Origin of the sequence: Paenibacillus sp. 453mf (assembly GCF_900116105.1) — a bacterium.
GTDB classification, from domain to species: domain Bacteria; phylum Bacillota; class Bacilli; order Paenibacillales; family Paenibacillaceae; genus Paenibacillus; species Paenibacillus provencensis.
This window is the reverse complement of the sequence record NZ_FPAC01000003.1, coordinates 29,363-43,245: the sequence shown is the minus strand read 5'-3', so window position 1 is coordinate 43,245 and position 13,883 is coordinate 29,363. Positions and strand designations below refer to the sequence as shown.

20 protein-coding genes, 1 tRNA gene and 1 pseudogene are annotated in these 13,883 nt (G+C 39.9%); 6 read left to right on the top strand and 16 right to left on the bottom strand.

The window, feature by feature from the left end:
* Positions 1–2: 2 nt before the first annotated feature.
* The 6 genes from BM415_RS16270 to BM415_RS16245 all read right to left on the bottom strand — a co-directional run bounded on the left by BM415_RS16270 (position 3) and on the right by BM415_RS16245 (position 3,313).
* On the bottom strand, positions 3–308 hold the full coding sequence (locus BM415_RS16270) for a hypothetical protein (protein ID WP_091159878.1): 306 nt from the start codon (positions 306–308) through the stop codon (positions 3–5).
* On the bottom strand, positions 298–459 hold the full coding sequence (locus BM415_RS25145; protein WP_170862516.1) for a hypothetical protein: 162 nt from the start codon (positions 457–459) through the stop codon (positions 298–300). Before BM415_RS25145 ends, BM415_RS16270 begins: the two co-directional genes overlap by 11 nt.
* 120 nt (positions 460–579) lie before the next feature.
* Positions 580–789: a hypothetical protein gene (locus BM415_RS16265; RefSeq protein ID WP_244533474.1), complete on the bottom strand. Its 210-nt coding sequence runs from the start codon at positions 787–789 to the stop codon at positions 580–582.
* A 391-nt stretch (positions 790–1,180) separates the two neighbouring features.
* Entirely contained in the window at positions 1,181–1,582 is a 402-nt protein-coding gene (locus tag BM415_RS16255; RefSeq protein WP_091159875.1) for a hypothetical protein, read from the bottom strand.
* 292 nt (positions 1,583–1,874) lie between these two features.
* The gene (locus BM415_RS25620) at positions 1,875–2,135 is read right to left on the bottom strand and encodes a hypothetical protein (RefSeq protein WP_244533472.1); all 261 of its coding nucleotides are present in this window, start codon (positions 2,133–2,135) and stop codon (positions 1,875–1,877) included.
* A 929-nt stretch (positions 2,136–3,064) separates the two neighbouring features.
* The gene (locus BM415_RS16245; protein ID WP_091159874.1) at positions 3,065–3,313 is read right to left on the bottom strand and encodes a hypothetical protein; all 249 of its coding nucleotides are present in this window, start codon (positions 3,311–3,313) and stop codon (positions 3,065–3,067) included.
* A 456-nt stretch (positions 3,314–3,769) separates the two neighbouring features.
* Between BM415_RS16245 and BM415_RS16240 the strand changes: the two genes are divergently transcribed.
* A complete protein-coding gene (locus tag BM415_RS16240) occupies positions 3,770–4,009 on the top strand; it encodes a helix-turn-helix domain-containing protein (RefSeq protein ID WP_244533466.1) in 240 nt (79 codons plus the stop codon).
* A 67-nt stretch (positions 4,010–4,076) separates the two neighbouring features.
* Here BM415_RS16240 and BM415_RS25920 read toward each other — a convergent pair whose 3' ends face one another.
* Positions 4,077–5,555, bottom strand: coding sequence for a hypothetical protein (locus BM415_RS25920; RefSeq protein ID WP_091159872.1), 1,479 nt, complete (start codon positions 5,553–5,555; stop codon positions 4,077–4,079).
* 398 nt (positions 5,556–5,953) lie between these two features.
* Here BM415_RS25920 and BM415_RS16225 point away from each other — a divergent pair, with 398 nt between their 5' ends.
* From BM415_RS16225 to BM415_RS16215, 3 genes are all read left to right on the top strand, one after another.
* Positions 5,954–6,151 carry a hypothetical protein gene (locus BM415_RS16225; RefSeq protein WP_091159871.1) on the top strand — a complete coding sequence of 66 codons (198 nt, stop codon included), beginning with the start codon at positions 5,954–5,956 and terminating at the stop codon, positions 6,149–6,151.
* Between the two features lie 6 nt (positions 6,152–6,157).
* Entirely contained in the window at positions 6,158–6,808 is a 651-nt protein-coding gene (locus BM415_RS16220) for an Abi-alpha family protein (protein WP_091159869.1), read from the top strand.
* Positions 6,809–6,911: 103 nt separating this feature from the next.
* Complete coding sequence (locus BM415_RS16215; RefSeq protein WP_091159868.1) at positions 6,912–7,583, top strand: hypothetical protein; 672 nt, start codon at positions 6,912–6,914, stop codon at positions 7,581–7,583.
* Here BM415_RS16215 and BM415_RS25610 read toward each other — a convergent pair.
* Positions 7,580–7,789 (bottom strand): annotated as a pseudogene (locus BM415_RS25610) (ATP-dependent DNA ligase); the annotation flags it as partial. The gene BM415_RS16215 and the pseudogene BM415_RS25610 sit on opposite strands and share 4 nt — an antisense overlap.
* A 29-nt stretch (positions 7,790–7,818) precedes the next feature.
* Complete coding sequence (locus tag BM415_RS16205) at positions 7,819–8,598, bottom strand: abortive infection family protein (protein WP_091159866.1); 780 nt, start codon at positions 8,596–8,598, stop codon at positions 7,819–7,821.
* Between the two features lie 289 nt (positions 8,599–8,887).
* On the opposite strand from BM415_RS16205, the gene BM415_RS16200 reads away from it, so the two are divergent.
* Together BM415_RS16200 and BM415_RS16195 are read left to right on the top strand one after the other, a co-directional pair.
* On the top strand, positions 8,888–9,172 hold the full coding sequence (locus tag BM415_RS16200; RefSeq protein ID WP_091159865.1) for a hypothetical protein: 285 nt from the start codon (positions 8,888–8,890) through the stop codon (positions 9,170–9,172).
* Positions 9,173–9,201: 29 nt separating this feature from the next.
* Positions 9,202–9,786 (top strand): hypothetical protein, encoded by a 585-nt coding sequence (locus BM415_RS16195; protein ID WP_091159863.1) that lies wholly within the window; start codon positions 9,202–9,204, stop codon positions 9,784–9,786.
* A gap of 365 nt (positions 9,787–10,151) precedes the next feature.
* Here BM415_RS16195 and BM415_RS16190 read toward each other — a convergent pair whose 3' ends face one another.
* The 7 genes from BM415_RS16190 to BM415_RS16165 all read right to left on the bottom strand — a co-directional run bounded on the left by BM415_RS16190 (position 10,152) and on the right by BM415_RS16165 (position 13,809).
* Complete coding sequence (locus BM415_RS16190) at positions 10,152–10,907, bottom strand: helix-turn-helix domain-containing protein (protein WP_091159862.1); 756 nt, start codon at positions 10,905–10,907, stop codon at positions 10,152–10,154.
* The gene (locus tag BM415_RS25830; protein WP_280142880.1) at positions 10,904–11,176 is read right to left on the bottom strand and encodes a tyrosine-type recombinase/integrase; all 273 of its coding nucleotides are present in this window, start codon (positions 11,174–11,176) and stop codon (positions 10,904–10,906) included. The genes BM415_RS16190 and BM415_RS25830 overlap by 4 nt, the downstream gene beginning before the upstream one ends.
* Before the next feature lie 2 nt (positions 11,177–11,178).
* A complete protein-coding gene (locus tag BM415_RS25825) occupies positions 11,179–11,958 on the bottom strand; it encodes a tyrosine-type recombinase/integrase (RefSeq protein ID WP_280142875.1) in 780 nt (259 codons plus the stop codon).
* A gap of 151 nt (positions 11,959–12,109) precedes the next feature.
* Positions 12,110–12,201, bottom strand: a tRNA-Ser gene (locus BM415_RS16180).
* A gap of 51 nt (positions 12,202–12,252) precedes the next feature.
* Complete coding sequence (locus BM415_RS16175; protein ID WP_091159860.1) at positions 12,253–12,465, bottom strand: DUF951 domain-containing protein; 213 nt, start codon at positions 12,463–12,465, stop codon at positions 12,253–12,255.
* Positions 12,455–13,534: a mechanosensitive ion channel family protein gene (locus BM415_RS16170; protein ID WP_244533465.1), complete on the bottom strand. Its 1,080-nt coding sequence runs from the start codon at positions 13,532–13,534 to the stop codon at positions 12,455–12,457. Before BM415_RS16170 ends, BM415_RS16175 begins: the two co-directional genes overlap by 11 nt.
* Entirely contained in the window at positions 13,534–13,809 is a 276-nt protein-coding gene (locus BM415_RS16165) for a putative Se/S carrier protein (RefSeq protein WP_091159858.1), read from the bottom strand. The genes BM415_RS16170 and BM415_RS16165 overlap by 1 nt, the downstream gene beginning before the upstream one ends.
* Between the last annotated feature and the right edge of the window lie 74 nt (positions 13,810–13,883).

The window sequence follows — 13,883 nt, the reverse complement described above, 5'->3', positions numbered from 1 at the left end:
CGTTATTCCTCCCGTTTATTTCGTATATTTTCAAACGCGTATAGAACCGCCATACGGATCTCCGGTTTAGAAATCCCGAAATCGCGGGTAGGGCTATACGCCTTGCAGAATCGTATCGCCGTCATTTCGAGCAGCTTGTACATTTCCACCGGCTCCATCTTCTGAAGCGTCGGCGCGTATACCGTATTGGATACGTGCTCCTGAACGAGGTCCCATACCGGTTCTGTTCTCTCGTTAACGCGGAATTTACGGAACTTGAGCGGCCGTTTATCGGGATCATACGTTACTTCAAATTCGTCATGTGTCACGATAATTACCGCCTCTCTTGCGGCGCTTGACCTCGTCTGCATGAATCAACGGAGCCATAAACTTAATCCACTGGCGCGAAACTGAGTCACCGTAAGTAATAACGATGCCATCTCCGAAATTAATTTTTGTTTGGTATTGCTCATTCACCATTCCCCTACCTCCTCGAAAATAGCTACACTATCTGCACGCTAACCGCTGTTTCCGCCTGTTTTTAGGCGCGCAAAGATAAGCCGAGGGTATTTACACCTCCGCCTGACTAAATCGCTATTTCTACGTCAAATTCACGCCGAGCAGACGCCTTGCCGAACGCTTCTGATCGCTTGGAATCCGGTACTGACGCGCGATGACTGTACCATTCCGATAATAGATTCCGAATTCCATGAACTCGGGGTAACTTCGCCGTATCTTGCGTATAACTTCCGGGTCCTCGACGTAACCCACCAAGTACTCCGGACAGATCCGCCATAATGCGTTTTGCACGCAATTCCTCCTACGTTTTATTAATTCGATGGACCGTTCCAATGAGTTCCGTGATTTGTTCGTCAGAATACGGGATTGCTTGGCGTATTTTCTTAGACACATGCGGTAAAAGGGGGCGCTCTTCGCGCTCAATCGATCCGAGTAACGTGCAAGAAATATCCGCTTCTCTCGCTAACTTCCCCTGTGAGAGTCCCAAAGTCATCCTACAAATTTTGATTATCTCAGGCGTCAAATTCATTACACTGTCCTCCTTTTATCTAGTGGTGGAGTTTAATTAACACAAGTCCATAAAACAAAAAAGAGTTGGACTGCTTGTCCTTCTCTTCTCACTTATACATGGAAATGAGCGCTGTAAAAAACACGGTATTCTCGAAGAAAAAAATAAAAATATTTATGCTGCTTCTAGATTTTCTTTTGGGTAGTAAACCTGTCCCGTGTAGCCATCTATCTGAACTCCACCATCTAACAATGCATCTAACGATATGACTTTCTTACTCCGTACATGATCATCGTAATAAGCCGCATCTGCATTTTTAACCGGATGATTGGCTTTAGTCTCCTCTGACATTTTTGCCTTTATTATAAAATCCGCTAAGATATCGAGTATGCTCACTTTTTTAAGGAAGCTCTTACGTCGCGTCATCGGATGGGTATAACGCGGCCTCATCAGATCGTCACGAGTCCAACCTGCCGTGTCCGTCAACTCGTTAATAACAAGCTCCGCTATCATATTGCGGAGCTCTCCGTCCTCAATGCGATAATGCTCGTCCCAAAAACTATATACGTTTATCATCCGTTGTTCCTCCGTTTCGGATTATGGAAATGAAACAATTTAACTTCCGCGTATCTGTTCCTCTTTCTCCTGTTCTATCGCGAACATAATGTATTGAATAGATGTCTTAATACGCGTTAACAGATACTTGCGAGGAACGAAGTGACGATGCATGAGGAATAGTGTTCTTCTATTCCGAAGCATACGGTTTTGATTCGCAATTATTTATTTTTCTTTCTCTTAAATCTTTCTCTTTATTCTTTCTCTAGTAAAAAGAGTGAATAACCGTTATCAACTCCGTTTATTACGGAAGTTAAGCAGATTCACTTCCATTAGAATCTGCCTGTTTCTCTCGCAATCTTGCACGGTCCTCTTCCGTTTCGGCTTCAATTTCTTCGAGCCGTTCCGTGAAAGCCGCTACTTCCGCTTTGTAAATTGCCCTAAACTCCGCTTCTGTTATCGGGTCAAGCGGTGTGTACATCAGCTTATTCGCAACGCGGCGTGATTTATCCGTTTTAAGGAGTCCGTACTTAACAAGCGTTGCGGTGTGCTTTCGGATCAGATACGGTGACATACTAGTCTGCGCGCTTATTTCACTTTGGTTTAACCCACGCTTTACCGTGCATCCGATGATTAGCGTTATGTTGTCGCCAGGTTAATAGATAAGCGTATAAACCCGCTGTCTCAAGCGTAAAACCGTCAAGTAACGTGTACATTCGCAGTACTATATTAGTTACGCGTGCAAATCCCTCGTCATAAGCTAGTGGTTTCGTTGTATCAATCGGCATTTTATTTTCTCCTTCCGTTTTGTCCTATACTTACTTAACAGATCCCAAATTAAATCGGCGTACTTTTTGCGAAAATATTTTTGCCCTCATAACATATAGCTACGTCCGATTCAATTTCGCACACTTTTTACGAAAATTTTTTTCGTTATACTGATTTATTTACCGCTACTTCTCGATTCGTACAAAAGCGGCCACTCGTTTGGCGCCGAGGACCGCTATTTACTGAGCACACTATTAATAAGGACACGAAATTAGCTAATTGGGACATCTTAGCGGCCACTATTTGGCGCTAGCGACCGCATGTTTTACCGAAGTTTGGCGCCTCCGGAAATTTTACTAAAAATCCGAAACCGAGTCGAATATATGTTCGTATTAAGTGGTATAATCAACGGAAAGAGCGTACCTAACGCGGAGACTCCCCCGCCACCCTTTCCGCAGTATCTATATGAAGCGATGTGCCTAACTGATGTTACAGCATCCGCATCGCGTTATTAACGAGTTAGTCGGTAGTAGACGTTGGCGCGTCCAGGCTACCGACCGAACACCGAGCATTTGGCGCTACCCGGCGTATTGTCCGCATGGCGATCCTATCCGGTTGGCGCCGGAAGGTACGGACATAGCCGCTCGTTCCCGCGAGAAGACCGTTCATCTTCTCCGCATATCTTGCGCAAATACACGTTTGGCGTCGTGCACTACGCGTGGCATCATCGAAGAGTTATGCGATTGCTTCTACGGGTTCCTGATCAATGATAAATCCGAGATCTATCGCTTGTGTAACTGTAATATCAATGAGATTTGAGATAGATAAGTGATTTACTTGAGGTAAGATGTGAAAGAAGGCGCCGGGTAACACGACGATTTGCCGACCAGTACGATAGTCTTGTCTGAGGAGAGTTACGAAGAAGTTTCCGGTCTGATGATCGCGAACATAACTGACTTCTAATAATTGCGTCATTTTTTCCATAAATGCCTCCTAATCGGTTAACGTTCGTCGACAATTAATTATACGTTGTTACGTGAATAATTTTGGCATGCAGCGACCGCCACCACACGGACTCATCAGGGTAATACATACAAAAGTCAGACGATTAAAAAATATAGGTTATCATCAACTCCTTTAGAATAATTCCTATGAGATAAGAGACCTTTTTCAGCAAAGTTGTTCGACGACGCTTTGCTCTAGACCGAGAGAAAGTACGTGAAGGAACATTATTGTAGGTCGAGTATTCATTATGTAATATATCTTGTAAGACCATTTATGAATCACCTCCAAATAATTAACAATTCATTCTATCAAATATGAACGTTTAACGTTCATATCCTACATTCGAAATATAACACATTGATCGTTAAGCGGTCAATAGAATAATACCTTTTTTTTACGTATACTGTTATTGTTTAAAGAAAGGTGGAGAATTTTTTGTCCGAGTGGAACAAGAAAAAAGCAATTCTACAGTGTAATTTAGGTAATATTTTGAAAGAAAAAGAGATCTCTGCACTTAAACTGTCGAAAGATCTAGATTATCGTCGATCTACTATTAATGATTTGGTTACCAATCGTGAAATGGAGCATAAAAGGATACCTGCAACATTGATTGCTCGCCTTTGTGTCTATCTGGAGATAACTCCCAACGATCTTTTTACTGTGACATACGAATAAATAAAAATGGCCCCTCCACCAAATATAGCGGAAGGGCTTTTCAATGATAAAATAAACATTTTCTTTATTAGTACTCGCTCACTTCAAATGTAAGAATGTTATTAAATATTACATAATCAGTTCTTTTCTTAAATGGACCAATATTATTATCATGCTTATCAATTGCATACTTAGAAGGACCAGTTCCTGAATCTCTTGTATCATACCAACTAATAAATCTGTCAACTTCATCATTTGAAAGGTCATATTCTTTAATAAGACCGGTAGTATAGGTAATCAGTAATATTGCTCGATCACCAGAAGGTATTTCTGAACCAGGCTTCTCCGGATTTGGTGTTTCACCACCGGGTTCCTCAGGATTTGTTGAAGTATCATCGGTAACTCCTAAGGTTATTTCATGGAGAGAGGCCCAGGAACTTTTAGCATTAATGTTTATTTTTATAGATTCATACTTTCCTTGTTGAACTGGGATTGGTTCAAGAACTTTCATTTCAGTATCCAAATTAACTGTTCTCGTTGTAACTGGACTTATTTCTAGCCACTCTCCATTATACAGCCCAAAAATTTGGTAATCGACCTGTGTTTCAGGTGTTGTTTGAGCAGCAAACTGAACGAAATTAATATCAATAGGATAAGGGAAATCCAATTGAAGAGAAGCATTAGCCACTCTAGCATTCCATTTCGTCTCTAAATCGTTATCAATAGCTAATTGCCCTAACTGATCACTATAAACACTTGAAGCCAATGCTGTAGTATTTTCTGGTGGAGCTGCCCCTTCCATTCCTTCTATAACTGGAATCTCAGGAGTTGCACTAAATTCATGAGTTGTATGTATTAATTCTGAATTTACTCTCGCTTCTAAAACATAATAATAGCTTTTACCGTTAATTAAATTTCTATCTACGTAGCTTTTAGAATTTAGATCACTCGCAATAGTTGAATACGGTCCTCCAGGGGTGTCGCTCCTTTTTAGTGTGAAGTTGTTTGCTAAACCCATATCATCCCACGATATAAAGATTATACCATTGTATGACGATAGATTTACTTTTTCAGAAATTTCATCAACAACCAGCCATCCACTTTCGTCGATTTCAACCGCATCTAGACTTGCGATCTTAGTATCTGTAGTAGTTAATTCTACAGTATGAAGACCATTACCCAGGTCTAAATTCTCATACACTAGGTATTGGTAACCTGCACTTCTTTTAAGGGAAAATCCTTCTGACGCCCCGTCAATTTGTATCTCAAAATTTTCTGTTCTGTCTGTATTTCCATCAGATATTAACCTAAGTTTTGTACCATAAAATTTAAAGCTTACTTTCTCACCCACGCTTGATGTTAGCTTAATACTCCCATTAGAATAACTTGTTGCTTTATTGTCATACCATCCGTTTGTATAACTAATTTTCGAATCTTTGTCATCGTAACGTTTCCATCCCTCTTCAGGACTAGTTAACTTACCTCCAATAGATGCTGCATATGTATGTTGTCCAACACATAATAAACAGATCATTGATACTAAAATCAAAGTTAAAACTCTCTTCATTTATATTCTCCTTTATTATTTATTCTTAAAAAGAATACAAAAATATGCTTCTTAAGTCTAAACATAAAATAACATATTCTGTAAATTTTGATATATAAATTATATGCTTTTATATATCAATGCAGGAAATTTGCGCCAATTTGTCGAAGTAATCACGCAACCCACAACGAAAGGACTACGTATATGAGCCGATTTATGAGACCGCTGACCTCCGATGTTCACTTTTATACTGCGAAAATGGAGCGAACGCCCCTCGTCGTGTTTATTGAGCGCGAATTAGTCGGTAGCGACGTGATCGAGGATATAACGGAGGCTAGCGTTAAGATAAGCGGTGAGCGTTTTATGCGGGGAGTGTGCACGTTTAAATATACATGATAAAACAATTAGGAGGCATTTTAGTGAGTGAAAATGATGAAAAAAAAAGTCTTATAGACGTGTCACTAATTCCACCAGAAGTAACAAAAGACGCGTATAATGATTTGATCCAACCCTCAGCAAAAAATATAGGAAGCGTCCTCGGTAGCCTAACAGGCGTGTTGGATACTATCACTCTTAAAATAAAATACTGGAATCACAAACAAAGATTAATTTTTTAAAATAACATTAGAAAACTCGAGGAAAACCTGAGCAACATAGATGAAAACAAAAGAATTGAAATCCCTTTAGAGTTATCGGTTCCTGCTATTGAGAAAATGTCCTACACATCTAACAGTCAGATAAATGAAATGTATGTTAACCTATTAACAAAAGGGGCTTCATCTGAGACTATATACCTTGCCCATCCTGGATTCATTCTTACGATCAGCAGCCTTTCTTTTGATGAAGCTTTGCTATTAAAGCATCTTTACGAGCAAGAAAGAAAAACTATACCATTAGTGCAATTCAAAGTTCATTCAATTATATCAAATGAAACCGATATTCTAACTTCTCAGAGAGGTTACAGTTATCTACCTCATATTTGTGGTTTCCACTTCCCTGAAAATGATAATTTATATATCTACAATTTAACAGGCCTAGGTATTCTAGAAAAAGTTGAAGACAGTATAGATACAGAGTATGAGCATGAATATAGAAAACTAGAACAAGAACTTATGGAAGAAAAAGAAGCTTTTCTTAAAGAAATGATTAAAACTCATAGTCTTGGCCAATTCTACACTGCTCACTATGTTCGTAGTTTTTATAGGGTAACAGATTATGGAGTGCAATTTTTGAAAGCTTGTAACGATAGCGTAGAAAAACAACTTACACGATAAACTTGCTGAACCCCGGACTGCATAGCTGCGTTAAGATAAAGCGCGAGCGTTATGCGCGCGGAGTTTATACGTTTAAATATGCTGTTTAATAGGAGACTTATCAGTGAAAAAGTTTTTATCATTCAGATCTGTAGAAAAAATTGCTTTTATTACAGTAATAGTATCTGTAAGTATTTGCTTTGTTTGTATAGCAGTTGCATACCTCTTAGCCCTTGAACCACTTATTGTAATAAATGAATGGGACTTTTTGGCTTTCTTAGGTTCTATAGTAGGTGGAGTTCTTACACTCGTCGGTGTTAACATGACAATTAGAGAACAGAGAAACGAAAGACTCGCAGCTAAGTACGAGGACAGTGTCAAGCAATTAATGAGGGTGAACAAGGAGCTTACATTTATTATTAATGCGCGTAATATGGTAGTAACTAATAGTAATACTAATGAGAAAGATATCCTTAATACAATGAGACTTAGAGCTGGTACCCTAAACAACTTCATCGAAATAATTAATAAAAATATGTCAGAAATAATGACATCATTAAACCTAACTACATACCGAGTTTTCGAAATTAAATTTAATTTCTTATCCTCTAACTTTGCTTTGTATTATAAGAATATAGATTACCACCTTAACCCAACTAACAACAGCTTAGGCAAGTTCGAGAAAAAGCTCAATGAATTTTATGATAAAGCTATTGATATTCGGACGTCATTAGATGAATATGAGAAGGAAATTTTAGACAAATATTTTAAAATTGACAAGAAGTCCAGGCACTAAACAATAAACTCGCAGAACACTGGACTACGCAGCATCCCCGCTTTGGTCCAGTTCCGCATCTTCACGCGAGCCTTAATCCGCGGCTCCACGTAAACGAACTCGCTGTCCTCGCCGGTAACTATCGCTTGATTGGCGCTAACCACTCTATAAAACGCCTTCTTATGCGTTGGACTCGCGCCAAACTCGATAATGCCGGCGGGGCGGATTTCTCACTAAATATGTAAGTATCCTGCTTTCATCTGATCACTTCTCTTATAGAACCTCTGGATAATTGGTACTGATATGTTCCAAATAGAAAGGCACAAACGGTTTTGGAGGCGTTAACTACTAAAACAGCATGATGCTCAGACGGCTCATATAACCGGGAATGTGAATCCCCCACCCTATTTCTTATTGTTCCAAGTCCTTGAATTGTACTTGCTAAACCAGTAATTACTTGTTTTAACGGTTTATCAATGTCTTGTCTGGCTGGATCGAGGTTTAGACATTCTCTTACTTGGTTCGATAAATCAACTAAATTGTTATCTGATTCTGCATGATTGCCTGTTGTTTTAAAAATAATCTCTTTCAGAACTCCTTCTAATAAACTACGCGCATTAGTTATAGCTCCCGAGTAATCTTTTTCTTGCAGTTTACTCTCACACTTTCTTAATTCTTCTTTTATGTGTTCGTATGTTAGAACATTTGGCGGAATGAATTCCACTTTAATAAATTGTACTAAAACCGATTTTTCAGCAAGCATATTGATGTAAGGATTGTATAAGTGTTGTATGAACAATGTAAGCTCTTGTCTATTATCGCAATCTATCCAAGCAATCGATAAAAACTCATCTACATCCAAACCATTAAGAATCGCAGTAGGTACCTCCTTTGATTCTTCATTACATAGCTTCATAATTATATGCCTGCTCTTCTCATAAAGTTTATTAGTAGCCTCGTCCAATAAATCTCCATAATTCAAATAATTTTTAATCGCATTTTTAGCAGACTTTAAAATTTCCTCCGGATTCTCCATTTTACTATTCCCCTTAAAATATCATAAAAATATATACAAATTATAACATTAAAACCATATATCAATCTCATTAATTCATAAGGTTTGACAAGTTACTCTTTAAAATGTTAATGCAACCCTTTAGCATGAGTCGATTATAGGGCGAGAGTTTATACGTTATATTGATTAAAGCTGAAATGGAGGCGCATGTGTTGCCGGTCGAGGATTTGAGGTAAGTACAAAGGGAATAAACCCCAATTTGTCGAATAGATAATTAAAAACTGAACTTACTTCAAGAAGGGGAGTTGTCATGGGCTTCGGGAACAATTGGGAGGTAAAGAAAGATAACGATATAAAATCTCCTATCATTATCGATAATAATACAGAATCGGAAAGGGTTAAACGCAAAGGTTATGAGGGAGGTTTAGTTTTCGCTTTATTAGGGTGGATTTGTGCACTTATATCATTTTTACCATTTACTGCTCTGATAGCTGCATTAGGTGTAGTATTTGGGTTCTTATCTTACAAGTTAGAAAATCGTGAAATACAGGGAGCAGTAATTATGATTTTGTCTTTGGCAGGTGGTTTATTCTGAGGACTAACAAATCGGGAGGAAAATAAGTAATGGAGTCACCGTCTATTACGGATTGGATACAGGCTATATTCGGGGTTTTAACAGGGTTACTTGCTTTGATAACTTATTCATTATCTAGGAAAGTGTATCACGGTCCTTCCTTAACCTTTTTACGCCCCATTAAACTCAAATCAAATAATGAACACCAAGTAGAAATAATCCTTTTTAATGCTGGTCCAGGAATAGCATTTAACGTAAATGTTAAATCTTTATATATCAAGAGAAGGACTACAGTTGGAAATATGTTATTTTATGATGATGGTTATACGCGTACTATTGGTGAGCCAGAATTACAATCTAATTCTCAAGGAAATTATACATTTGAAACACATCTACTCCAACTACAGGCTCCCTTTATAATCACTTGGGAAACTGTCACTGGTAAAAAACTCAAAAGTTACTGGAGATATGGAAACGTATTAAATGAAATTGATTTCTATAAGCTAAGTAGATGGGGTATATTTCTGTTTAAATTAAAAAGGATAATTGCAAACATACTAACACCGTACTACAGATTGAAGAAGCGCTATCTTGAAGAGAGAGAGAAACAGAAACGAACATTGAACATTAAATAGATCTCTGTCAATTAGAAAAAGTTATTGAATAGAAAGTGGTATAGGTATAAAATTAAAGTAGAACTTATTATCGGAATATCGTTATCTCGATAATAAATATGTGTAAGGTAAGGGTAATAGTGTTCCTTATCTAGTCGTTGGAGTAGCTGAGACCCCGCCAAGAGACCAGCTACTCTTTTTTGTTATGATTTAATTTAATTATTGCTATTATTGCTGTGAATAACATTATCACGAATGTCATAGCAGTAAAGACCAATGTAATAGCCTCGTAAGTACTCGTACTCTCACCACCTGGGCCGCTTACCTTACTAATACTATTATACCATCTTTCTCTGTTAATCAAATTAAAACGAACATAGATTTGATCATTCGTGGATATTTTTATTTCTATAACTTTTTGCTTGACACTCCGCAAGAGCCTCGTTATAAACATCGAAAAATAACCCTGTCGGAGAGCTAACGTCTATCTTCGGCAAGCCTGTCCGCATATCGATCGCCTTATTAAAATACCGCTCGCCGGCAATCCGAATAACCTCCGGTTCCAACTGGCCCGGAAAACGCCTCGTTAACATCGCGTAGATGTCCTCGAAGTAAAACTCGTAAAGTGATGACGTATCGTTAAGCGGTAATTTGCGCAGTTCTTTCGCGAGTGTGTCGAGAATAATTTCCGCGCTCTTACTTACTTTTCTCTTAGAGTCAGTAATACTTAAATCATTAATTACTTGTGTCGGCTTATCCGTTATCGGCTCGTCCTTATCGGGAATTTCCGTATGTGGAATATCCGCACCAGGCTCGTCCATAATCGGCCGCTCATAAACGATCGTCTCAACGCCAGTAATACGTTGTGTTTGCTCATCGCGCATCTGTCTCCGCTCCACATAGCCCGCAGCTTCTAATTCTCGCAACGCCGAATAGACCGAATCACGGCCGTCTTTTGAACGCTTAACGAGGTCAGCAACGAACACCTGCCATCCGTTCGGTTTGCTCAACAAATAGGACAGAACACCCTTCGCTTTAAACGAAAGGCGATCGTCCGATAAGAAATACGTATCTATTACAGCATATCCGTTCTCGCGCTTAGAAACGCGGACTATGCCTGATTTCCGTTCTTGGGCGCTCAAATACGTACACCACCCTTCGATCGGCTATTTATCCGCGTCAAGGGGCTGAAACGTCTATGTTCGTCCGAGAGGCTACCTTCACTTATTTGAACATACTTTCTTGTTGTTGAGATATCGGCGTGACCCAATATGAGCTGCAGATGGAAAATCGACATACCGTTCTCTGCTGCCATTGATGCGAAGTTGTGTCTCAAGACATGCGGAGAAACTGTACGATCAATCTTCGCTCTCTCTGCATACTTATCAAATGACTTTTGAACAGTCTTAATACTTAGTTGTTCCCCATAATTGGTTGTGAATAAGTACGGCGAATCAAAATGAAATGCTCAGAACTTTCCACAGTTAATTGTTTTAAAAGTCGTGTTGTCTCTGTGGATAACGGTAAAATCCGCGATTTTCTATTTTTATTTTTCGATGCTGGCAGCACGATTTGTTTCTTGACGAAATCTACCTCGCTTTTTTCAAGAGAACATATCTCGCCTAATCGAATACCGCAATCTAGTATTAGCGTCATAATAATATAATCACGCCACTGTGCCCATTGAGATTGATCGGGAGCTTTCATAAATCTTTTTAACTCATCCTCAGTCAGCGGCATAACCGTATCAACGTCCTGGCGCATCAGAGAGACGTTTCTAACGGGATTCTTACTTATTACTTCCTCTTCATATAGAGTCGAAAAGAACGTGCGTAAAACGCGAATACGGACGTTTACCGATGCCGGCGAAAGTCCTCTACGATCCTTGTTAAACTCAGATTTAAACGGATGCCCCGCGTAGTATTCCTTATCGTTCGAGCACCACAAGATATATTCGCGCAGCATATCCGTTGTCACTTGATTAATCGGTATCTCACCATAACGTTCGTTCGTCCAATCGATGAAATACCGCATGTTTTGTATGTATCCGCTAATTGTGCGCTCTTTAAGGTTATTAGCGCGTTTAATTCTTACGACAAAGTCTACCGCTTCCTCTAATGTATACGAAGACAGACCGATATTCGCGACCGGCTCACGTTGTCCCACTATTCTTTTACCTTTACGTTTATCCATACGAAAAAACCTCCTACGTTAAGTTAACGTAAGAGGCGTCCGAGATCATTCAGGTATGGTTAAATCATTTAGCGCAGAATCCGCTGTATCCGTTCAGTTTCCGTACCACATAACGGACTGAAAACGTGATAACCATGCGGGTTTTTAGTAATGGCGGAAAGAGAGGGATTCGAACCCTCGCACGCCGCGAGGCGCCTAACTGATTTCGAGTCAGTCCCCTTATAACCTCTTGGGTACCTTTCCGCAGTGTTTTATATTATACACTTTTCCTTGTCCCTTGGCAAGTATCGTTTGCTATTCTTGTCCTTGCGGATCCTCAACTGAGCGGAGTACTTTCTTAAAGTTCTTTTCAAACTTTGGGCGTGGTACAAGTACACTATGTTTGCAGCCTACACACTTAATTCGAATATCCATACCCATGCGGATAATTTCCATCTCATTGCTTCCGCAAGGATGAGGCTTTTTCATCTGAACGATGTCCCCCAGATTAAACACTTTACGCTCCATTCGAACCATCCCCCGTATTCTCTTCATTGGCTGCGGCGGCTTCCAGTTCAGCAAGCCTCACGCTCTCCTTATATTCCAGCGCTTCTTTTACATCCATTTTTATTAAACGTTCAACTTCATGATTGGCATTGGGCAGACATTCTGCCACTACTCGAATCACATATTCAGCGGTTGTCATGGATTGTATGCCAACGACCTCCGGCACCATTAGGACGTTGCTGTTACGCTCAGGGAGAGTCTGGACCGCTTCCTTAACCATTCTCATGCTCTCACCTAGCTGCTCTTCGCCCTTCATTGGTATATCCACAACCGCCCGGGAATTGGCCATTGAGAAGTTAGTTACCGTCGTAAATGTACCATTAGGGATAATATGCACTTCTCCTGTAAAACTAACGATCTTCGTTGTTCGAAGACCAATGACCTCAACTGTCCCCTTCAGCGTTCCTGATTGAACAACGTCGCCTACCGCGAACTGATCCTCTAATATAATGAAAAATCCGGTTATAATGTCTTTGACTAAGCTTTGCGCACCAAAACCGATGGCTAACCCGAGTACTCCGGCGCTGGCCAGCACTGGTCCAAGATTCACTCCCATTTGAGATAGAATGAGCAGTACAAGAATGAAGTTACATACGATAGAGACCACATTTTTTAGCAGCTCGCCTACCGTGTTTACACGTCTCTTATTGATTCTGATTCTTCTCTCTGACTGACGATTCAACAGCGACCGATCAATGACATTATGAAGTACCTTAATCGCGATTCGCGTAAGTATAAATACAATTATAATCTGCAGCGCGATTCCTGCGTAATGAATCCACATATTTGTATCCGTGAGCCAGTCCCAAAAAACATCACTTAAGCGTTTGGCTTCATCAACTGATCCTTGAACAGCTTCCCCTACATTTTCAGTGAGTGTTCCCTCATCGGGAGTAGTTGCAGGATCCGAAGCAGTTCCTCCTGTATCTGTACTTCCTTCATTTGGTGCAGCGCCTTCTGTTCCAGAAGTCTCCTCCGGTGTTTCATTTGTTTCGGTTTCAGGAGCAGCTCCTGATGCTTCAAACCACATTAATACTCCTCCCCTTCGTGTTCACACCATTCCACTTGTATATATTCAGCACCTTTCTTTTCATAGATGCCGCGAATCTCTACTTTTTCACTCACGATGATTTGATTAACATGTCTTAATTCTTCCGCTGGAAACTGGATGGACAGTGCGCAGCCTGCCGTTATTTGTTTCGGGGTAGGATAGGTGTCAATTTCAATTCCTGCATATTCGAGCAGCATTTCTGCGCGAAGAGCCTGCTGCGTTGAATCAAATGAGATGGTAAGCCACAACTCCATCCTATACCTCCAGTCTATGAATACGAAATGCCCCAAGTATAAAAACCAAGCTTCTTCCATATACTATTTACTAC

Bases quoted from the DNA above. Each gene is read 5' to 3' on its own strand.
- BM415_RS25825 (WP_280142875.1), bottom strand. From the start codon at position 11,958: ATGGATAAACGTAAAGGTAAAAGAATAGTGGGACAACGTGAGCCGGTC.
- BM415_RS16195 (WP_091159863.1), top strand. From the start codon at position 9,202: ATGGAGTCACCGTCTATTACGGATTGGATACAGGCTATATTCGGGGTT.
- BM415_RS16175 (WP_091159860.1), bottom strand. From the start codon at position 12,465: ATGGAGCGTAAAGTGTTTAATCTGGGGGACATCGTTCAGATGAAAAAG.
- BM415_RS16245 (WP_091159874.1), bottom strand. From the start codon at position 3,313: ATGGAAAAAATGACGCAATTATTAGAAGTCAGTTATGTTCGCGATCAT.
- BM415_RS16165 (WP_091159858.1), bottom strand. From the start codon at position 13,809: ATGGAGTTGTGGCTTACCATCTCATTTGATTCAACGCAGCAGGCTCTT.
- BM415_RS25620 (WP_244533472.1), bottom strand. From the start codon at position 2,135: ATGTCACCGTATCTGATCCGAAAGCACACCGCAACGCTTGTTAAGTAC.
- BM415_RS16255 (WP_091159875.1), bottom strand. From the start codon at position 1,582: ATGATAAACGTATATAGTTTTTGGGACGAGCATTATCGCATTGAGGAC.
- BM415_RS25920 (WP_091159872.1), bottom strand. From the start codon at position 5,555: ATGAAGAGAGTTTTAACTTTGATTTTAGTATCAATGATCTGTTTATTA.
- BM415_RS16205 (WP_091159866.1), bottom strand. From the start codon at position 8,598: ATGGAGAATCCGGAGGAAATTTTAAAGTCTGCTAAAAATGCGATTAAA.
- BM415_RS16200 (WP_091159865.1), top strand. From the start codon at position 8,888: ATGGGCTTCGGGAACAATTGGGAGGTAAAGAAAGATAACGATATAAAA.
- BM415_RS16170 (WP_244533465.1), bottom strand. From the start codon at position 13,534: ATGTGGTTTGAAGCATCAGGAGCTGCTCCTGAAACCGAAACAAATGAA.
- BM415_RS25145 (WP_170862516.1), bottom strand. From the start codon at position 459: ATGGTGAATGAGCAATACCAAACAAAAATTAATTTCGGAGATGGCATC.